Annotated in this window: 21 protein-coding genes; 15 read left to right on the top strand and 6 right to left on the bottom strand. The window is 60.3% G+C overall.

Going from position 1 to position 17707, the window contains the following annotated elements:
- Nucleotides 1-110: 110 nt before the first annotated feature.
- The gene (locus FHX15_RS25155; RefSeq protein WP_184401096.1) at nucleotides 111-977 is read right to left on the bottom strand and encodes a LysR family transcriptional regulator; all 867 of its coding nucleotides are present in this window, start codon (nucleotides 975-977) and stop codon (nucleotides 111-113) included.
- Between the two features lie 96 nt (nucleotides 978-1073).
- On the opposite strand from FHX15_RS25155, the gene FHX15_RS25150 reads away from it, so the two are divergent.
- Nucleotides 1074-2081, top strand: coding sequence for a zinc-dependent alcohol dehydrogenase family protein (locus tag FHX15_RS25150; RefSeq protein ID WP_184401095.1), 1008 nt, complete (start codon nucleotides 1074-1076; stop codon nucleotides 2079-2081).
- A 167-nt stretch (nucleotides 2082-2248) separates the two neighbouring features.
- Here the strand turns inward: FHX15_RS25150 and FHX15_RS25145 are convergent, their stop codons facing one another.
- Nucleotides 2249-3145 (bottom strand): DMT family transporter, encoded by an 897-nt coding sequence (locus FHX15_RS25145; protein ID WP_184401094.1) that lies wholly within the window; start codon nucleotides 3143-3145, stop codon nucleotides 2249-2251.
- An 82-nt stretch (nucleotides 3146-3227) separates the two neighbouring features.
- On the opposite strand from FHX15_RS25145, the gene FHX15_RS25140 reads away from it, so the two are divergent.
- Nucleotides 3228-4202, top strand: coding sequence for a LysR family transcriptional regulator (locus FHX15_RS25140; protein ID WP_184401093.1), 975 nt, complete (start codon nucleotides 3228-3230; stop codon nucleotides 4200-4202).
- 96 nt (nucleotides 4203-4298) lie between these two features.
- Here the strand turns inward: FHX15_RS25140 and FHX15_RS25135 are convergent, their stop codons facing one another.
- The 3 genes from FHX15_RS25135 to FHX15_RS25125 all read right to left on the bottom strand — a co-directional run bounded on the left by FHX15_RS25135 (nucleotide 4299) and on the right by FHX15_RS25125 (nucleotide 6285).
- The gene (locus FHX15_RS25135; RefSeq protein ID WP_184401092.1) at nucleotides 4299-4487 is read right to left on the bottom strand and encodes a hypothetical protein; all 189 of its coding nucleotides are present in this window, start codon (nucleotides 4485-4487) and stop codon (nucleotides 4299-4301) included.
- A gap of 13 nt (nucleotides 4488-4500) precedes the next feature.
- On the bottom strand, nucleotides 4501-4698 hold the full coding sequence (locus FHX15_RS25130) for a hypothetical protein (protein ID WP_184401091.1): 198 nt from the start codon (nucleotides 4696-4698) through the stop codon (nucleotides 4501-4503).
- Nucleotides 4699-5190: 492 nt separating this feature from the next.
- Entirely contained in the window at nucleotides 5191-6285 is a 1095-nt protein-coding gene (locus FHX15_RS25125) for a rhodanese-like domain-containing protein (RefSeq protein ID WP_184401090.1), read from the bottom strand.
- A 233-nt stretch (nucleotides 6286-6518) separates the two neighbouring features.
- Here FHX15_RS25125 and FHX15_RS25120 point away from each other — a divergent pair, with 233 nt between their 5' ends.
- The 13 genes from FHX15_RS25120 to FHX15_RS25060 all read left to right on the top strand — a co-directional run bounded on the left by FHX15_RS25120 (nucleotide 6519) and on the right by FHX15_RS25060 (nucleotide 17211).
- Nucleotides 6519-7538: an ABC transporter substrate-binding protein gene (locus FHX15_RS25120; protein ID WP_184401089.1), complete on the top strand. Its 1020-nt coding sequence runs from the start codon at nucleotides 6519-6521 to the stop codon at nucleotides 7536-7538.
- Entirely contained in the window at nucleotides 7538-8419 is an 882-nt protein-coding gene (locus tag FHX15_RS25115; RefSeq protein ID WP_184401088.1) for an ABC transporter permease, read from the top strand. Before FHX15_RS25120 ends, FHX15_RS25115 begins: the two co-directional genes overlap by 1 nt.
- Nucleotides 8416-9180 (top strand): ABC transporter ATP-binding protein, encoded by a 765-nt coding sequence (locus tag FHX15_RS25110; protein WP_184401087.1) that lies wholly within the window; start codon nucleotides 8416-8418, stop codon nucleotides 9178-9180. Before FHX15_RS25115 ends, FHX15_RS25110 begins: the two co-directional genes overlap by 4 nt.
- Before the next feature lie 12 nt (nucleotides 9181-9192).
- Nucleotides 9193-10446, top strand: a complete 1254-nt coding sequence (locus tag FHX15_RS25105; protein WP_184401086.1) for an acyl-CoA dehydrogenase family protein — start codon at nucleotides 9193-9195, stop codon at nucleotides 10444-10446.
- A gap of 3 nt (nucleotides 10447-10449) precedes the next feature.
- Entirely contained in the window at nucleotides 10450-11814 is a 1365-nt protein-coding gene (locus tag FHX15_RS25100) for an NtaA/DmoA family FMN-dependent monooxygenase (protein ID WP_184401085.1), read from the top strand.
- A gap of 54 nt (nucleotides 11815-11868) precedes the next feature.
- Nucleotides 11869-12042, top strand: a complete 174-nt coding sequence (locus tag FHX15_RS25095) for a hypothetical protein (protein ID WP_184401084.1) — start codon at nucleotides 11869-11871, stop codon at nucleotides 12040-12042.
- Nucleotides 12043-12088: 46 nt separating this feature from the next.
- Nucleotides 12089-12649, top strand: a complete 561-nt coding sequence (gene msuE / locus FHX15_RS25090; RefSeq protein ID WP_184401083.1) for an FMN reductase — start codon at nucleotides 12089-12091, stop codon at nucleotides 12647-12649.
- 7 nt (nucleotides 12650-12656) lie between these two features.
- Nucleotides 12657-12845 carry a hypothetical protein gene (locus FHX15_RS25085; protein WP_184401082.1) on the top strand — a complete coding sequence of 63 codons (189 nt, stop codon included), beginning with the start codon at nucleotides 12657-12659 and terminating at the stop codon, nucleotides 12843-12845.
- Nucleotides 12846-13050: 205 nt separating this feature from the next.
- A complete protein-coding gene (locus FHX15_RS25080; protein ID WP_184401081.1) occupies nucleotides 13051-13191 on the top strand; it encodes a hypothetical protein in 141 nt (46 codons plus the stop codon).
- 9 nt (nucleotides 13192-13200) lie between these two features.
- Nucleotides 13201-13524, top strand: coding sequence for a hypothetical protein (locus tag FHX15_RS25075; protein WP_246779074.1), 324 nt, complete (start codon nucleotides 13201-13203; stop codon nucleotides 13522-13524).
- Nucleotides 13525-13606: 82 nt separating this feature from the next.
- On the top strand, nucleotides 13607-14365 hold the full coding sequence (locus FHX15_RS25070) for a gamma-glutamylcyclotransferase (protein ID WP_184401235.1): 759 nt from the start codon (nucleotides 13607-13609) through the stop codon (nucleotides 14363-14365).
- 83 nt (nucleotides 14366-14448) lie between these two features.
- Nucleotides 14449-15384: an amidohydrolase family protein gene (locus FHX15_RS25065; RefSeq protein ID WP_184401080.1), complete on the top strand. Its 936-nt coding sequence runs from the start codon at nucleotides 14449-14451 to the stop codon at nucleotides 15382-15384.
- 219 nt (nucleotides 15385-15603) lie between these two features.
- Nucleotides 15604-17211: an ABC transporter substrate-binding protein gene (locus FHX15_RS25060; RefSeq protein ID WP_184401079.1), complete on the top strand. Its 1608-nt coding sequence runs from the start codon at nucleotides 15604-15606 to the stop codon at nucleotides 17209-17211.
- Between the two features lie 59 nt (nucleotides 17212-17270).
- Here the strand turns inward: FHX15_RS25060 and FHX15_RS25055 are convergent.
- On the bottom strand, nucleotides 17271-17707 hold a 437-nt coding region (locus FHX15_RS25055; protein ID WP_184401078.1), incomplete at its 5' end, for an acyl-CoA dehydrogenase family protein.

Raw genomic sequence — 17707 nt, 5'->3', positions numbered from 1 at the left:
AACTGGCCCAAGCTCCCGCCGGTTCAACTTGGCATAGTCCCCTTGGCCAGGCCCATATTGCGCCTAAGGCAGACATGGCTGATGTCCGCCTGCCTATTCGATTGACCCATTCAGCCGACCACGGCGGACGTGCCGGTGATAAATGCGCGCGCGATATCCGAGACGGCGTCGGCGACCTTGACCATTGACGTGAGATGCGGGGAGCGCAGCATCGTGACGTCGAGACGCAGCTCCTTTTCCCCGAGGCTGATCTCTTCGATACCGGTAGAAGCGGCGGCCTCAAACAGCCGCCGCGGCATCAGTCCGAGACCGAAGCCTTTACGCACGAGCGCAAGCTGCATGCTGGCATCCTCGACCTCAGCGGCGATCACCAGGGTCTTGCGCTCGCAAGCGAGCAGATCTGCAAGGCGATGGCGGGCCGCGCACGGTTCGGGGCACAGCACCCATACCCTCTTTTCCGGATCAGCCGCGACGCCGGCTTGGCCAATTACGACCAGCCTCTCACCGCCGATATGTTCGGCATTCTGATAACGCGATCCGTCTGACAGCAGGAGTGCGGCATCGAGATGGCCCAGCCGGAACTCCTCGGCAAGCTCATGGCTCCACGCCGATTTCAGGCGCATCGAAACCTTCGGAAACCGGGCCGTCGCGGCTGCGAGTTCGCCTGCGAGGCTATCATGGACAAGTCCCTTTGCTACTCCAAGCCGGAACAGGCCATCCGGCTCCGGCGCCGCCGCGACTGCCTTCATTCTTTCGAAGGCAGCCAGGATGTCACGGCTGCGAGCGAGTACGTCCAATCCCGCCGAGGTCAGGACAGGCGGCTTCTGCCGGCGGTCGAGCAAAGTCACGCCAAGAGCTTGTTCAAGCCGCTGGATCTGGCGGCTGACCGCGGGCTGGGTCAGCGGCAAGCGTAGGGCCACTTTCTGCACCGAGCCTTCCTCGGCAAACAGCACGAATGTGCGCATCTCGTCAAACATGATTCCACCGCATAATGATATTGATCATTATGAATTTGAATGTGATCGAGTTCAAGCCCACTCTAGTGCTACCGAACGTCAGCCAGGAGAAATTAGATGAAAGCAATCATCCTCAAACAAACAGGTTTTGATGGTCTGACCTTTGAGGAGCGTGCGATACCGCAGCCGAGACGCCAGGAAATCCTGATCCAGGTCAAGGCAACCGCGCTTAACTATCGCGATCTCGAAATTGTCGAGGGCCGTTACCACACCGCCATTAAGCTCCCCCTCGTACCTCTGTCGGACGGAGTGGGCGAGGTGGTCGCAATTGGCGAGGATGTCACGCGGTTCAAAGTCGGCGACAGGGTTTGCGCAACATTCTGGCAACGCTGGATCGGCGGTTCCTTCCGGATGGCCGAACCCTCCTACCAGCGCGGGGGCCCGCTTGACGGCCTTCTTTCCGAATATGCCGTGCTCGATGAACAGGGGGCCGTCTTCGCGCCTCGCAACCTGACCGACATCGAGGCTGCGACGCTGCCGTGCGCGGCAGTAACCGCATGGCACGCGCTGGTAAGCGAAGGGCGCATCAGGGCCGGAGAGACCGTTCTCGTCCAGGGAACCGGCGGCGTATCCCTTTTTGCCCTGCAGATCGCACGTGCAGCCGGTGCTCGCGTCATCGTTACCTCCAGTAGCGACGAGAAGCTGGAGCGGGCAAGAGCACTCGGCGCAGCGAACGGCATCAACTACCGGCGCAACCCCGACTGGTCGAGCTTGGTGGTTGAGATGACCGACGGGCGCGGCGTCGATCACATCATCGAGGTCGGAGGCCCCGAGAGCTTCGAGCAATCGCTGAAGGCAGCGGCCCGCCGCGGCCAAATCAATGTGATCGGCTACTTGGGCGGGTCGGAGGGCATGATCAATCCTCTCGACATTTTCCGCAAGCAGGTCGATGTGCGTGGCATTCCCGTCGGCTCTCGCGAATCCTTCGAAGCGATGAACCGTGCCATCGAGGCCGTCGATCTGAAGCCGGTAATCAGCCGCGTCTTTCCTTGGGCAGACGTTGAAAAGGCGATGCGCTTTTTTGCGGCCGGCTCAAACTTCGGCAAAGTGGTGCTGCAATTCTGATGTTTTAGCTTCGTTCGCTTTCGCGCGAATGTTGTAAGGTCCGCAAACTCTCAGCGCGCCAACTGGACCGACCAGATTGCGGCGCCTCTGATCGGCTACATCCGCTTTACGACGGTGCTGACGTTTCGCAAAAACAATCGAAGCATTCCTTCCTCGATGCCGGATGCCTACCTTCGCCGCATGATATTGACGATAACGACGCCGAGGATCGCCATGACGCCGCCGGCTGCACCGATTGCCGAAGGCGTTTCCCCCAGCCAGAGGAAACCGATCAGCGTCGCCGTCGGCGGTACGCCATAGAGAAAATTCGTCGCCCGCGCGGCCGAAAGCCGCTTCAAAGCGATTGCCCAGGTGACATAAGCGACAGCTGTCGGGAAGATCACCAGATAGGCGACGCTCCAGTTGACGACTGCCGGAGCAGCAAGAAGAGCCCCGACGGTTGCAGGAACCGCTGGCAGGAGCGGAACGGAACCTATGAGCAATATCCATGCAGTCACGGTCAATGCCGGCATGCGATCAAGAACGGGCTTTTGCAGGACGCTGGCAATCGCAGAGCATATAGCCGCGCCGAGAATGAGAACGGCGTTGGGGTCAAGGCGGAACCCTCCGCCCGCGCCGACAGCGATCAAGGCAACACCGAGAAACGAGACGGTCGTACCGATCCATCCCCAGATACCGAAACGCTCTCCAAGAGCAAAGGTGGCGATCAATGCCGTAAACACCGGCATTGTATTGATGATGAAGCTCGCAGGTCCTGCTGGCACGGTCTGCTCGCCGGTATTGAGGAGAACCGCATAGGCCGCGATAAAAAGCACGGCGGCGATCGAAATACGAACGAGGTCCTTGATGCTCGGCATGGTCCAGCCAAATGCCAGATAGCCAAGTGCAATAAGGCCCGCTGTTACGTATCGAGCGGTTGCAAGTTCGACAGGTGTCAAAGGTCCAAGGCAGACGCGGATGACAACGAAGGAAGATGCCCAGAAGACGATCGTGACAATAATTGCCAGAAAGGCCGGCAGATAAGATTTCGATGAGGTTTTGATGTTTTCGGTTATCGCGCTCATGCTCTGCTCCCTTTGCAGATGGAGCAAATAAGCCTCTTAGACCAGGCTTGAAAAGCACCGTAATCGATGTTCTGATGTGTCCATGGTTCACAGCTCGCAAATCCTTCCGCCGCTCGATACGCTCGAGACCTTCTCGCGGGCCGCGCGTCTCGGATCGTTCTCCGCTGCCGCAAAGGATGCGGGAATCACCCATGGGGCAGTATCCCGGCAGATCTTGCGCCTGGAGCGGTGGCTCGGCGTTCGTCTTTTCGTCCGGCAGGCCAGGGGTGTCGCGCTTACGCCGGAGGGCATACGATTTTTTGCTCGTGCTCAGGAGGCGCTTTCCCTTCTTAGCGGGACCGACGAGCGATGGATCCCGCGCCGGCACAAAACGACAGTGCGCCTTTCCGTGACACCGTCTGTCGCATCGCTGTGGTTATTTGCCCGGTTAGCAAAGCTTGAGCGCGACGACCTCCACATCGATCTGTCCCTGGAGCATCGGCTCGCAGATCTTGGCGAGGGAACGGATCTTGCCATTCGGTGCGGCAAGGGGCCATGGGCGGGGGTACGGGCCATAGCGCTCTGGCAGGAGAAATCCTTTCCGATCGCTACGCCTTCGCTCGCCGTGCAACTCGGCCGAAACTGCGACGGGCAATCGATCCTGACCTTGCCGATCTTGCATGATTCCAACATCGAGGGCTGGCGGCGCTGGCTCGCTGTCGAGAATGTGCATTATTTGCCCCGAGGTCAGGACCGTCGCTTCGAGGACTACAATCTTGTTATTGACGCCTGCCAGCAGGGCGTCGGTGTCGCATTGGCTCGGCCGCCGCTGTCTGATGCTGCAATGGCGTCCGGCCGCCTCGTGCGGATCTGCGACAGGGAAATAGACAATCACGTATCATTCCACCTCGTGCGGCCGGACGGACTGATAGGCGCGTCGTCAACAGAGCTCGCCCAAAGACTCCTTGAGGAGGCCGGGTGCAGCGAGACGGCGATGGCGGCTTTCGGGATCAAGGGTGGAAACGACCGGAGCGGCGCTCGCAAAATCCAATCAGACAATCTTGTCGCCCGTGACTGATGACACCAGTGCAGGGATCATCTCGGCGATCCCCGCGATCGATTGCCTTCGAAGTGCCGATTTACAGCTAGGCTCAATGACCAGAAATCGATGCCCCTAGCCTGATCGGCTTCCCACGAGAAGAATCTCATCAGAAACCTCCCGCAGGCTCGTGCGCATCTCTTCCTCCGCAAAACTTGCGTCGAAATCATCGAGAACCAAGGCGCGAAACGCGTTGACGACGAGACCCCGTTCGAGCTCGTTATGACGTGCCGTCAATCGAAGCACGCGTCGTAAACGTCCCATTGCAGCTCTCTCCTCAGGCCGCCTGCCTCGGTATCGTCTCCCGGCTCGCCATAAGCGCGTGGATGGCGCGCAGGACCTCTAACGCCGACGTAAACCGTTGCTCATCGAGATCGTAGACTTCGTATTTGACGGCGATGAACTTCAGCTCGCCGTTGTTCGGCACGACAATGCCGACCGGCGAACCGGCATATTGGATGACCTGCTTCGACATGGCGCCACTCCATAAGGCCTCGCAGCAACTGATCCGACTTTGGGTCGGTTTCAGGATTGTGGCGGAACGGATCCCAGAATCTTCTCGGCTAGCGCCATTTCGTAGAAATTTTTCCCATCTTTACGCTCGCGAAATGGATCCATCTCGCAAGCAGAGGCCAAACCTGTTCGGTCGGGGTGATCTTCAGGAGATCGGAAATGCCGATGACGGTAAGGAGACTTTTCAAAAGAACGCCGATCGACAGATCTAGTATTGACGGCACCACGAAGCCCTTTCGGCCGATCACGCCTGCTCTTTGACCTATCAAGCTTCGCCAGTCGTTTTTGCTTTGGTCATCAATCTCGTTGTCCTCTGGATGTTCGCAGGCAGGCTGGCCGGCTCACTGAAGTGCGTTTGAGCTCCAAGGCCCCTTTGGGAAGCTCTCGGCACAGACGCCGGAAGGCTGCCAGCGCGGCAGTTGTCGAACAGTTGGCATGCGATGCCTCGTTGGCTTCAGGCAACATTGCTTAGTTCGTGTGCACTGAAATCGACGAGGAGGATGGCGATCTCGTAGCCGCGCCTTTGCAGCCAGTGGGCAACGATGCGCGCGCGAGCGCCCAAAAGGTCATCGATGAGCACCACCCGCGCGCCTCTGACTGCGATCGTCCGATAGGCAACACCGAGCAATTGGCCGCCCTCAGAGGAGAGCGAGCCGTCGAGATGGCCGCTTTCGAATTCCTCCGGTGTCCTGACGTCCAGCAGGTAGGTCGTGCGGTTTGGATCGGCAGACCAGCTTCTGGCCGTGTCGATATCGATTTCGGGGAAATGGTCGGCGCTGCTCAAGACGGTAATCTGCCGGCGGGCAAATTCGACCGCCGCATCGCTCGCCCCGCCGAAGATGCGAGTCCGGCCGGTTTCCAGACTGTAACCGGCAGCGGTCCAGGCCTTGGTGCCGTCATGAAGATAGGAGACCTTGTTTGGAACCTTGGCATCGATCAGGGTCTGCGCCCCAAGGATGGCGCGCGGCAGGCCGGCGCAGGAGACGATGACCTGCGTCGTTTCGGAGGGCACCACATCCTTGAAGCGCAAGAGCAGTTCTGCACCGGGCACGCTGACTGCTCCCGGCACGTGTTCGCGCGCGAACTCGGCCACGGTGCGAGTATCGATGACGATGAAATCTTCACCGGCCTCGCGCAGCCTTTTTAGTTCTTGGGCCGAGGTCACCGGCGTGCCCTTCTCTTTCTTCACGGCAAGCGTAAAGTCGACGCCCGGCACATCGAACGTCGGCAATGTTGCCCCGTTGCCATCTGCCGTCCAGCCTGGAATGCCGCCGTCGAGCGCGAAGATGTTCACCCAGCCCGTCGCCGAAAGCTCGATAACGAGACGTTCGGCAGTTCCATCGCCGCCGTCGGCGAGGACGGTGCGCACGACCTTTCGCGGCACGAAGCGCGAAAGCTCACTTGCGACTCTTTCGGCCGGAAGATTAGTGGCAAAAAGGGGCGAGGCGTAGCCGACGACATCGGGCGCGCGGATGTCGAGTACAGCAAGCTCGTTTCCATCTGCAAGCCACCGCTTGAACGTGTCCCGGGAAATCGTCTTCTGGCTCATCGTCAGCTCCTTGTTCGCTATAGGTGACGAAGCAAGACTAGCGGCCCCTTGACGTGATTTCGAAGTCGGCCGATCCGGAGGGGGAGCAGATGGAGAAAAGCAATTCCATAATCTATTAAATCTATAGAGAATATTTCCTTACCATGATTTGCCCTCTCTCGTAGGTTCGATGCTCATGAAAAGCGTCATCGAAAGAGGCGCGGGGACAAGGCCGACCGGCCAGGAGGGACGAAATGAGACTTAAGCGCATCATCAGGCTGATCCGCCGCGCGGGCTTTGCAATTGCCTTTTCAGGCTCATTCGCAACCGCATCACTGGCCCAGAGCGCTCCGCATCTGAGCGATCTGACCCTGACGGTCGGTACGCCCAACAAGACAGGCCTGCACCGCCAGCTGATCGCTGCAAACGAGATCGAAAACCTGCCCTACAAGATTAACTGGGCTGATTTTGATTCGACGCCGCCGCTCGTCGAAGCGCTGCGGGCCGGTCATGTCGACATTGCGGCTGGAGGCGATACCGGTGTGCTTGCGGCGATCGCCAATGGCGTGAAAGTGACGATCCTTGCCGGCGCCTGGGAACGCAAGGAGAGTGGCAGCGCCATTCTCGTGCGTGGCGATTCACCGCTAAAAGGCGTTGCCGATCTCAAGGGACACAAGGTTGCCTTGCCCTATTTCACTAAGCAGCATTACCAGTTCGCTAAGGCGCTCGAGCAGGCAGGCGTGCCGTTCGACAACAAGCTGATCCTCAACCTGAACACGACCGATGGCCTGTCGGCGCTGGTCAACTCTCAGGTCGACGCCTTTGTCGTCTGGGACCCGAACACGGCGATCGCCCAGCAGCAGCACGGCGCACGCATTTTGCAGTCCTTGAGCAAGGTAATTGATACGGCGGGCGTCCTTTACGCGCCCACATACGCCGTCGAGGATCCGGTGCGCAAGGCCGCGCTAGAGGACCTGACGCGCCGCATTATCCGGGCGCAGGCCTGGGTTAACGCTCATCCGACAGAATGGGCAGAGCAGGTTGCCAAGCTGTCGCAGATCTCGCCCGACGCGGCCAACCTGCAGGCAAGCCGTTCGCGGGTGGAATACGTGCCCGCGACCGACGGGGATGTGCTTTCCGGCTGGCAGAAGGAAGTCGCCTATTTTCGTGACAGCGGCCAATTCAAGCGGGATTTCAAAGTTGAGGATTATGTCGTCAAGGATTTCGGCGATCTGATCCGCGACGAGAACAAGAAGTTGGTAAAGACGAACTGATGGCGACGGTGACGAGCTTTTCGATCGCGGATTCGCCGGTCCCTAGCGGCGCGTACGTTCCGCATGATGCCCTCCGCGACCTCGAACGCATCGTTCCGGCCGGCAGACCAAAGAAAAGCCGCCTCCCGCGAGGCCTTGGCAGGTGCCTCGGCCCCGCGGCGCTGATTTGTCTGTGGTGGCTCGGCACGCGCTATGGCCTGTTTTCCGAGGATCTTCTTCCCGGCCCGGCGACGCTATCAGCGACGTTCCTCGACATGATTGCGAGCGGCGAGCTTGCGGACGCTCTCCTTTTATCGCTTCAGCGCGTTCTGACCGGCTTCGGCATTGGCTTCGTCGTCGGCGTTGGCCTTGCCGTCATCTCTGGCCTTCTGCGTGTCGGCGAGGATCTGATCGACGCGCCAATGCACATGGCGCGCACGCTTCCCTGGGCCGGTCTCGTGCCGCTCTTGATTATTTGGCTCGGGATAGACGAGACTCCGAAGGTAGCGCTCGTCGCCTTCGCCGTCACTTTCCCCCTCTACATCAACACGTTCGCCGGAATCCGCAACGTCGACAAGACCCTAGTCGAGGCCGCGCGCACGCTGTCGTTCGGCCGTGCGGCCCTCATCTTCGAAGTCATCCTGCCCGGCGCGCTGCCGAACCTGCTTGTCGGGCTGCGCTATTCGTTGGGGTCGGCCTGGCTCGCGCTGGTCTTTGCCGAAACCGTCAATGCCCAGGGCGGCCTTGGCTATCTGATCACCCATGCGCGAGAAGTCTATCGCGTCGACATCATCATTCTTTGTCTCGTTATCTACGCGCTTCTCGGCCTTGGCGCGGACCTTGTCGTCCGGCTCCTGGAGCGCGTGCTGCTCAGGTGGCGCCAGAGCTTCGACGGAGCATGAACATGGTCTTTCCCGGTCCTCCTCAGGTTGGTCTTTCGGTCAGCGTTCGCGGGCTTGTACGCCGCTTCGGGCAGCGCAGCATCATCGATCGTCTCGATCTCGATATCAGGCGGGGCGAGTTCGTCGCCCTGCTTGGCGCGAGCGGCTGCGGCAAGAGCACGCTTTTGCGGATCCTCGCCGATCTCGACCACGAGATCGAAGGCAAGGTCTTCGTCTCACCGCGCCGCGGCGTGGCGTTTCAGTCGCCTCGACTGTTTCCTTGGAAGCGGGTCTGGAGCAACGTCGTCGCGGGCCTACCACGCGGTGGTAAGCGTGCAAGCGCGAACGCGGCTCTCGAGGAGGTCGGGCTGACCCACCGAGGCGACGCGTGGCCGAAGGATCTTTCTGGCGGGGAGGCACAGCGTGCATCACTGGCGCGTGCTCTCGTGCGCAATCCGGATCTTCTGCTTCTCGACGAGCCGTTCGGGGCGCTCGATGCCCTGACCCGCCTTAAGGCGCAGGCGCTTGTCGCCGACCTGTGGCAGAAACACCGCCAGGCCGTGCTGCTTGTCACCCATGACGTCGAAGAGGCGCTGCTGCTTGCCGATAGGGTGCTTGTGATGCGAAACGGCGTGGTGGCCCATGAGGCGACGGTCGAACTGCCGCGGCCGCGTACGGCTGGCAGCGCTGGCTTCAACCGGCTGCGGGTGCAACTGCTTGACTGGCTCGGGGTCGGTGAGTGGGCAGCAGAACCGCCGAAAGGAGCAATCCTTGACATTTGAGGAACCAATGTGATGACCAGGATCGATCAAGCATGGGGCCGGGGTCCCTCGGCGCGTTACGAGGAGATTGCCGTTCGTTTCCGACCGGTTTTCCATGACATCGCGCAAGCGGCTATCGAAAGGGACCAGCAGCGCCGCCTGCCTTTCGAGGAGGTCCAATGGTTGCGCGATGCGGGCTTCGGCGCCTTGCGGGTTCCTCAGGATTATGGCGGCCTCGCCGTCACATTACCGGAGCTGTTTGGGCTGTTGATCGAGCTCGCCGCCGCCGATCCGAATATCACCAATATCTTCCGAAGCCAGCTCGGTTTCACCGAAGATCTTCTCAACGCACCAAAAGGTGCCTGGCGGGAGGAGTGGCTCTCCCGCCTTGGCCGCGGCGAGATGATCGGCAGCGGCTTTTCCGAGCTTTCGAGCGCCAAGATCAGCGAGCATTCGACCACGATCCTGCGGGAGGGAGACGGCTATCGCCTGAACGGCGAGAAGTTCTATACGACCGGCTCGATCTATGCCGACTGGATCAACCTTGCCGCCGTCGACGGAGAGGGGACGCCTATCGCAGCCCTCGTGCCGACCAGGGCGCGAGGCGTCGAGATTCTCGATGATTGGGACGGTTTTGGACAGGCGCTGAGCGGCAGTGGCACCGCGCGCTTCAAGGACGTTAGGCTGGAGCCTGAACATATCAAGCCCGATGCAGCTCGTTTCCCCTATACGCCGGCATTCTTCCAGCTCGTCCATCTGGCAAGCCTGGCCGGGATCGGCCGGGCTGCTGCAAGCGAGCTCGCCGAGCTTGTCGGCTCCCGGGTACGACTTTATCCGCGCGGCAACGGCGCTTCCAGCGCCGACGACCCACAAGTGCTGGAAGTGGTGGGGCGCGTCAGGGGACGCGCCTATTCGGCCGGTGCAATCGTCCTGAACGTTGCCGAAGCCCTACAGCGGTCCTTCGAAGCCAATATTTCCGGCGCCGACCCCGAGGAGACCGATGTTCATCTTATCGCCGAGGTCGAAACGAGCCAAGCCGTCACCGTTGTCTCCACGCTGATCCTCGAGGCGACGACGATCCTCTTCGATGCCCTGGGAGCCTCCGCCGCCAAGCGGGCCACTGCGCTCGACCGCCATTGGCGCAATGCGCGCACGATCACCTCGCACAATCCCCGCATCTATCACGACCGCGTGGTCGGCGAATATGCTGTCTCCGGCAAGAAGCCTGCCGCTGTCGGTTATCGGAAGATCATCACGCCCTTCGGCACCAGCAGCGAGGTCGCCTGAGCCATGACGAACACAGCCCGTACACTTAATTTGAACGTCGGCATCAATACCACCGGCTATCTTGCCAATGCCTGGAAATACAGAAGCGGCAGCCGCCACGACATCAATGATCCCGACTATTACCGCCGACTGACCGAACTTGCGCACAAGGGACGCTTCGATGCAGTGTTCTTTTCCGATCATCCGGCGCTGATGACCGATCCGGCGAGCCGGCCTTTTCACACGATCGATCCTCTGATCCTCTGCACCGCACTTTCAGCACAGGTGCCCGATATCGGCTTCGTGGTGACGATGTCTTCGACCTACAATTCGCCGTTCAATTTTGCCCGGCGCGTGCAGTCGCTTGACATCATCTCGGGCGGTCGGCTGATCGTCAACGTCGTCTCATCCTTCAACCCGAACGTAGCCGCCAATTTCGGTTCCGAACCGCTGCCGCCGCGCAGCGAACGCTATGCGAAAGCCTCTGAGTTCCTTGATGTCGCCAAGAAGCTTTGGGCAAGCTGGGATCCGGCACGCGAGGGCGATGTGTCGGAAAGCCGATTCTGGAATGCGGCAAGCGCGCGCACAATCGATCACCAAGGCGCCTACTTCTCAATCAGAGGGCCGCTCAATGTGCCGAAAGGACCGCAGGGGCATCCAGTGATCGCCCAGGCAGGCGCATCCGAGGGGGGTATCGAACTTGCGGCGCGTCACGGCGAAATCATCTATTGCAACATTCTTTCGCCTGGCGCCGGCCGGGCTTTCGGCGCAAAAGTGAGAGACCGGGCCGCAGCAATCGGTCGCGATCCCTCAGGCATCCGCATCGTGCCCGGCCTCGTCGTCATCCTCGGCGAGAGCCGTGAGGAGGCATTGCGCAAGCACGAGCTTTATAGCGGCACTGGCTCGGAAAACGGCCTGCTTGCGCGGTTCGCCAAGGAGCATGGTATCGATCCAGACCGTTTCGATCCAGACGCCGTGCTCGATGCCGAACGGTTCGTTCCAGATCCAAATCGCCTGCAGGCCGTCGGCATGGGGCTTGGCCTGTCTGACCTCCTGACCTTTGAGAAGCTGACAGCAAGACAAGCGGTCCGAAGGTCGGAAGGGCATCATCGGCTGCTGCTCGGAACGCCGGAGCAGGTCGCCGATGAAATCATAGATCTCTGGGCGGACGGTACCGTGGACGGATACACGCTCCAGCCGCCCCGCGCGCCCGACGATATCGAAGAGTTTGTCGAGAAGGTCATTCCGATCCTTCAGGATCGAGGTGTCTATCGACGACAGTACGAGGGCAAGACAGTTCGCGATCGGTACGGACTGCCTTATCCGACAGATCCTTTGGAAGGGGAAGCGGGAGCTATTCGGGGTGGACCAGCCCGTACCGGCTCTTGAATCGCAGGCGCTGATCTGCTCAGAGCGGCGCGTGGCCACAAACGGAACGATGCGATGAAGCCGCTCATTCAAGCCGATACCAGCGAACTTGCAGGCGTGCGCTTCGTGTTGGCGGACGTGGACGATACCTTGACCTACAGGGGGCGGCTCATATCCGTGACCAGGCAGATGGACGAAGTGGAGATTTTTTTCGCGTATTGCGCCATGCATAAACCGTCATTTCTTTAATCGAGTATTTTTATAGACAATAGTGATTTCGACGAAAGGAAAGCCGATGGCCGCTCTCAAACTCGTTGGAATTGCGGGTAGCTTCAACCGCCCCTCCAAAACCTTGGCGCTCGTCAACCATATCGCCCGTATTGCAAGCGACAAACACGGTTTCAGCAGCAAGGTTTACGACATGCTGGATCTGGGACCTTCCCTTGGTGAGGCCAACTGGCGCAAAGATCTCGACGATCAGGCTAAGGCCGTGATTTCGGAGATCGTCGGCGCGGATCTTTTGATCGTCGGCTCTCCCACCTATAAGGGCTCCTATCCGGGGCTCTTCAAGCATCTGATCGACCTCATCGATCCGCATGAACTGCGGGCAAAACCGATCATTATCACCGCAACGGGTGGCGGCGACCGCCACGCGCTGATGGTCGAGCATCAACTGCGTCCTTTGTTCGGGTTCTTCATGTCCCATACATTGCCGACGGCAGTCTATGCATCCGATCGGGATTTTGCCGATTATGCCGTCACATCCGATCAGCTTTCCAAGCGCATAGACGAGGTCATCAGCGAGATCGAGGCCTTCTTTCCTATCGCTCGGCCGGCGCTCGATGCCGCGGAGTAACGGGGCCATGCATCAGAGCGTTCAGGAAAAGACGGAAGGGTCGCCAACGGGCGAGGAAAAGTGGAACGTCTTCGACTTCGCGCGGCGCTATCGGCTGGCGAAGTCGGAGGAAAACCGCCTGCTGGCGCTCTTCGGGACGATGGCATCACCGCGCGATCTGCTTTTGAACGCCAGGCGAGCGGAAATGTTTGGATAGCAACTGACGTCCGAGGAGACTCGCCATGAAACGACGCAGGCTTCGGGTTTTCGCCGCAGGTCTTATCGGGAATTTCCAGCGGCCTGTGCGGCGGCAGGCGACCAGATTTGTCCGCGCTTGATAGCGAGGCTCGCCAGACGGCGCTCGACTATGAGCTTTCCTTCTGGCGAGCCGCAGCTCCGGTTTGGTACTGAGGGGGGCGAGAATGACAATTATCGACGATCGTCAACGCGTCCTGTCGCGACAGGGCGCAGCCTGGCTTTCTCCTGTTTGTCTACGCCTGCATCAGACAGCGACGGCCGGCTCCTTCATCTTCATCCTCGCCCTCGTCTTCGGGCTGGTGTGATCGACGACAATGAAGCGGCTTTCGACGATAGACGGCGACTTGCAGGAGACGATGCTGACCAGCGGCGGCGATCTGCCGTCCAGCCAGGCTCGCCGCCGCGAGATCATTGACGAGCTTGTAAGAACGCTCGCCGGTCTTGCCGAAGGACTGGAAAGCCGCAATGGGGGCTCCGACGAAGCCGTCGTGCGACTGATTGGAGTTTTAAGGAGCATGTCGGAGAGCATCGCAACCGCCGACGACGCGACCTTCAGCGCGATCATACGCGAGGCAGGCCTGCTGATCCGGGCGGTGCGCGAACGGCAGGCCTATTTCAGTCGATTCACGGTCCACTAGCATGCAGGTGCTCGTCTCGACTGCCTCACCGCAGCATGAATTCATCCCGGAAGAAGAGAGCCACATCAGAAGCCTTCGGACGATGGCGCTGACTGCCGAACTCGTATCTCTTAGCTTGAGGCAGGAATCGGATCCCGGACCGGATCCTGATCGTGTTGCGCTGAGCGAGGAGGAACTTCAGGCTATCTCGAAGAGCATCTATCGTGAAGCGGCAGGCGGACCGCTATGGGTCTTTGCTTACGGCTCGCTAATCTGGAAGCCCGACTTCGATGCGGTGGAATGGCAGCGCGCCCGAGTTTTTGGCTGGCACAGGTCCTTCTGCCTGCAGATGACGCGGTGGCGGGCGACCGAGGCCCTGCCCGGTCTGATGATGGCACTTGATCAGGGCGGCGAATGCAACGGTGTCACCTACAGGCTCTCGGAAGAGGATCGTATTGGACAAATCCGCCGAATGATCCGCAGAGAGATCGGAACGCTTGCCGACGCATCATTCATCCGGTGGGTTCCGATTGAAGCGTCGCAAGGAACCCTGCGGGCCCTGGCATTCTGGGCCGGACCGAGAGGCAAACGAGTTCTGCGCAGGCTGCCTCTGGAAAACGTCGCCGAAGTTCTAGCCAAAGCCTGCGGGCATATGGGGTCCTGTGCCGAATATCTCTATCTCACCGTCAAGCACCTCGAAGAGAAGGGTATAAGGGATCGATATCTCTGGCGGCTCCAGGGTCTGGTTGCCGACGAAATCAAGCGTATTCACGGGCTTGAGGCCGCCTACCCACCTAAGAGCGCTCCCGGCTTCCAAGCCTCACTTCGCTCGCGCCTCCTGGCCTGGGTATTTTGCCTCTGACACACATCGCCTGATGAGACCCACCCGAGTGCGGGACTGAGCAACACCAAAGACAATCGTTATTCAAAGGAGAGCGGCAGCATATGAGCGATGAACTGGATATTGTCGACATTCATACTCATCTCTGGCCGGCCGCGTGGGGTGCTGATGGCAGCAAGCGTATCTCCACCGGACTCGCCGATGCAGTGCTGAAGAAGATTGTCGACCCGGCCAGGCTGATCGACGAGCTTTCCTCTGCGGGTGTCTCGCTTGCCGTTGTGAGCACGACCATCGAGAGCCTGTTCGGCATGGACAAGGCTGCCGATCCCGCCGTCATCTCCGAGGTGAACGACTGGCTTGCCGGCCTAGTCAAGAGGCATCCCGGCAGCCTGGCCGCGCTGGCGACGATCGATCCCTTTGCCGGTGAGGCGGCTGCGCATGAGGCGGAGAGGGCGCTTGGAGAACTCGGACTGGCCGGCCTCGTCGTCGATTCCTATCGCAACGGCACGTTCATCGGAGACCCGGTTGCCCGGCCGGCGCTCGCCGTTGCTGCCCGTCTCGGCAAACCGGTCTTCGTCCATCCGGTTAATGCGCCTCAGGCCGACCTCCTCATTGCCGGCGCCGGCAAGCTCGGCAATTCCCTGGGGCGGGGGCTGATGAACGGTGTGGCGTTCTTGTCGGTTCTTGAAAACGGCCTGCTAGACGCATTTCCGGACTTGAACTTCATCTTCGCAACGCTTGGTCTCGGGGCTGTCGTGCAGGCGGCGCGCGGCGGACATTATTCCCGGCAGAACCGCGCAGCCGGTCACCGACCAAACATATATTTCGATACGATGGGCGATGATCCGTCGATCATCGCCATATTGGTGCAGTTCTTCGGTGCCGACCGCGTTCTGGCCGGAACGGACTGGCCGATCCTTCCCGCCCTCTCGCGCGAGACGCTCGCGCAGAACCTGGCGGCGGCGGGTCTGGGCGCTGAGGCGCGCTCGCTTGTGGCCGGCGGCAATGCGCGTCGGCTTCTCGGCCGTCTCGATCGATAGAGATCCTTCTCTGCGCTTGCCATCGTCGCGCACCTCCGCTGTTCCTTGCCGCGGAGGTTATTGGCGTTCGTAGTCTGCGGCTGCTGGCAGCAAGCTTTGCTTCCTTGCGCGAATAGAAAATCTGCCTTTGCTTCAGCGGGTTGGGAAGGGATCATTCCGACAGCGGGGCATGGGGCTCCGTGCGCGCTGTTTTACACATCGCCGCTTTCGGAGCCTTCCATGTCGATCAATCGCCGCCAGTTCAATCAATTCCTCCTTGCAGGTTCGGCCGGGCTTGCATTGGGGGCCGCTCCCCAATTTGCTTTCGCGGCAACAAGCGAGACGCCCGTCAGAGGCGGTACCCTCAACTGGGCCTATTATCCCGATCCGAGCGCCCTCATCGCGATCAACACGTCGTCGGGCACGGGACAGGCGATCGGGCCGAAGATCAACGAAGGCCTCTTCGACTTCGACTATGATCTCAATCCTATCCCACTTTTGGCGACCGATTGGTCCGTCAGTGAAGATCAGTTGCGCTATACCTTCAAGCTGCGCGAAGGGGTCAAGTGGCATGACGGTGCCGACTTTACCTCCGGCGACGTCGCCTTTTCCATTCTGCGGCTAAAGGAAGCCCATCCGCGCGGGCGAATCACCTATCAGAACGTGACGGCTGTCGAAACGCCCGATCCGCACACCGCAATCGTCGTGCTTGCCAAACCCGCTCCCTATCTCATTACCGCGCTTTCGAGCTCGGAATCGCCGATCGTGCCTAAGCATATCTACGAGACATTCAAGCCGCAGGAGCAGCCCAAACTTGCCCAGACGATCGGAACAGGCCCGTTTCTGCTGAAGGAATGGGTGCCCGGCAGCCACCTGATCTTCGAGCGCAACCCGAATTACTGGGACGCGGGAAAGCCCTATCTCGATCGCGTCATCCTGCGCGTCATTCTCGACCCGGCCGCCCGCGCCGCCGCGCTCGAGACTGGCGAGATCGATCTCGGCGCCAATCCCGTTCCCCTGTCAGACATCGAGCGCCTCAAAGCCAATCCCAATCTCGTCGTCGACACGACGACCTACGCCTATTCAGGACCGCAGCAGCAGCTGTTCTTCAACTATGAGAACGACATCCTTACCAAGCGCGACGTGCGCCTGGCGATCGCCCATGCCATCGACTTGCAGAAACTCGTCGATATCGCGCTCTTCGGTTACGCCCAGGTCTCGCCAAGCCCGATCAGCACGACTTTGCCGAAATGGTATGATCCGAGCATCAAAGCCCGCGAACCTGATCCCAAGCTTGCCGAAAAGCTGCTCGATCAGGCAGGATATCCCCGCGGGTCGGACGGCGTGCGCTTCAAGTTGCGCCTTGCCTACAATTCCTTCCTGCAGCCTTCCTATGCCGATTTCATCCGCCAGTCTCTTGCAACCGTCGGCATCGACGCGGAGATCCTCAAACTGGATCTAGCGACCTTCCTGAAGACCGTCTACACGGACCGCGCCTTCGATCTCGTCATCGAATCCCTGTCCAACACGTTCGATCCGACGCTCGGCGTGCAGCGGGCGTACTGGTCGAAGAATTTCAAGATCGGCTTGGTCTTTTCGAACGCCAGCCACTACGCCAATCCCGAGGTCGACAGGTTGCTCGAAGCGGCCGCTGTCGAGCCTGACGAGGCCAAGCGACACGACCTCTGGTATCAGTTCCAACGCATTATTCACGAGGATGTCGTCTCGGTCGATCTCGTGGCCGCCGGCGCGCAGATCGTTGCGAGCAAGAAGGTCAGGAATTTTGCGCCTGGCGCGCAAGGCATCAACAACAGTTTCGGCCAGATATGGCTGGCTCCTGACGCCTGATTTGAACGGGTTCCGGCCAGCCGTACCAGCTGGCCGGTAACCCCATCTTGGGTCGGCTTTCAGATGCGCCCTGCCTCCAGGCGGGCGAGAGCATTTTTCGCGGCTATTGCGCGAACCATGTGGTTCTGCGGCGCATGCGAGCGGCCGGTGATCGCATCGCGATGGTGGCGTTCCAGGCCGAAATCGCGATTGAGCCCGGGATTGCCGGCAAGATCGAGTGCCAGACTGGTGACGGCGACCGCATTGTCGATCACTACATGACGCACCGCCATGGCGTCGATCCCGAGCGCCTTTCCGGCATCGACGTCCTCGCCGAGCGAGCGCAGTAGTCTGGCATTCGTCGATAATCGAACCTCGATCTCGCCGAGACCATCCTGGATGCGGGGGACGGTCGCAATCGGTGCTCCGAGGCTTGCCGGCGCATGGCGCGCCGAAAAGGCGAGGACCTTATCGCGCGCAGAGAGCGCCACCCCGTGATAGACAGCACCGATCAGTG

The organism is Rhizobium sp. BK650 (assembly GCF_014195325.1).
Taxonomy (GTDB): Bacteria; Pseudomonadota; Alphaproteobacteria; order Rhizobiales; family Rhizobiaceae; genus Rhizobium.
This window is presented reverse-complemented; position numbering and strand designations above follow the sequence as displayed.

What these genes read in the sequence shown, in the direction of transcription:
- FHX15_RS25075 (WP_246779074.1), top strand. Translation starts at nt 13,201, where the DNA reads ATGAAGCGGCTTTCGACGATAGACGGCGACTTGCAGGAGACGATGCTG.
- FHX15_RS25115 (WP_184401088.1), top strand. Translation starts at nt 7,538, where the DNA reads ATGGCGACGGTGACGAGCTTTTCGATCGCGGATTCGCCGGTCCCTAGC.
- msuE (WP_184401083.1), top strand. Translation starts at nt 12,089, where the DNA reads ATGGCCGCTCTCAAACTCGTTGGAATTGCGGGTAGCTTCAACCGCCCC.
- FHX15_RS25085 (WP_184401082.1), top strand. Translation starts at nt 12,657, where the DNA reads ATGCATCAGAGCGTTCAGGAAAAGACGGAAGGGTCGCCAACGGGCGAG.
- FHX15_RS25070 (WP_184401235.1), top strand. Translation starts at nt 13,607, where the DNA reads ATGGCGCTGACTGCCGAACTCGTATCTCTTAGCTTGAGGCAGGAATCG.
- FHX15_RS25140 (WP_184401093.1), top strand. Translation starts at nt 3,228, where the DNA reads ATGGTTCACAGCTCGCAAATCCTTCCGCCGCTCGATACGCTCGAGACC.
- FHX15_RS25120 (WP_184401089.1), top strand. Translation starts at nt 6,519, where the DNA reads ATGAGACTTAAGCGCATCATCAGGCTGATCCGCCGCGCGGGCTTTGCA.
- FHX15_RS25125 (WP_184401090.1), bottom strand. Translation starts at nt 6,285, where the DNA reads ATGAGCCAGAAGACGATTTCCCGGGACACGTTCAAGCGGTGGCTTGCA.
- FHX15_RS25060 (WP_184401079.1), top strand. Translation starts at nt 15,604, where the DNA reads ATGTCGATCAATCGCCGCCAGTTCAATCAATTCCTCCTTGCAGGTTCG.
- FHX15_RS25065 (WP_184401080.1), top strand. Translation starts at nt 14,449, where the DNA reads ATGAGCGATGAACTGGATATTGTCGACATTCATACTCATCTCTGGCCG.
- FHX15_RS25130 (WP_184401091.1), bottom strand. Translation starts at nt 4,698, where the DNA reads ATGTCGAAGCAGGTCATCCAATATGCCGGTTCGCCGGTCGGCATTGTC.
- FHX15_RS25150 (WP_184401095.1), top strand. Translation starts at nt 1,074, where the DNA reads ATGAAAGCAATCATCCTCAAACAAACAGGTTTTGATGGTCTGACCTTT.
- FHX15_RS25135 (WP_184401092.1), bottom strand. Translation starts at nt 4,487, where the DNA reads ATGGGACGTTTACGACGCGTGCTTCGATTGACGGCACGTCATAACGAG.
- FHX15_RS25080 (WP_184401081.1), top strand. Translation starts at nt 13,051, where the DNA reads ATGACAATTATCGACGATCGTCAACGCGTCCTGTCGCGACAGGGCGCA.
- FHX15_RS25155 (WP_184401096.1), bottom strand. Translation starts at nt 977, where the DNA reads ATGTTTGACGAGATGCGCACATTCGTGCTGTTTGCCGAGGAAGGCTCG.
- FHX15_RS25095 (WP_184401084.1), top strand. Translation starts at nt 11,869, where the DNA reads ATGAAGCCGCTCATTCAAGCCGATACCAGCGAACTTGCAGGCGTGCGC.
- FHX15_RS25110 (WP_184401087.1), top strand. Translation starts at nt 8,416, where the DNA reads ATGAACATGGTCTTTCCCGGTCCTCCTCAGGTTGGTCTTTCGGTCAGC.
- FHX15_RS25100 (WP_184401085.1), top strand. Translation starts at nt 10,450, where the DNA reads ATGACGAACACAGCCCGTACACTTAATTTGAACGTCGGCATCAATACC.
- FHX15_RS25105 (WP_184401086.1), top strand. Translation starts at nt 9,193, where the DNA reads ATGACCAGGATCGATCAAGCATGGGGCCGGGGTCCCTCGGCGCGTTAC.
- FHX15_RS25145 (WP_184401094.1), bottom strand. Translation starts at nt 3,145, where the DNA reads ATGAGCGCGATAACCGAAAACATCAAAACCTCATCGAAATCTTATCTG.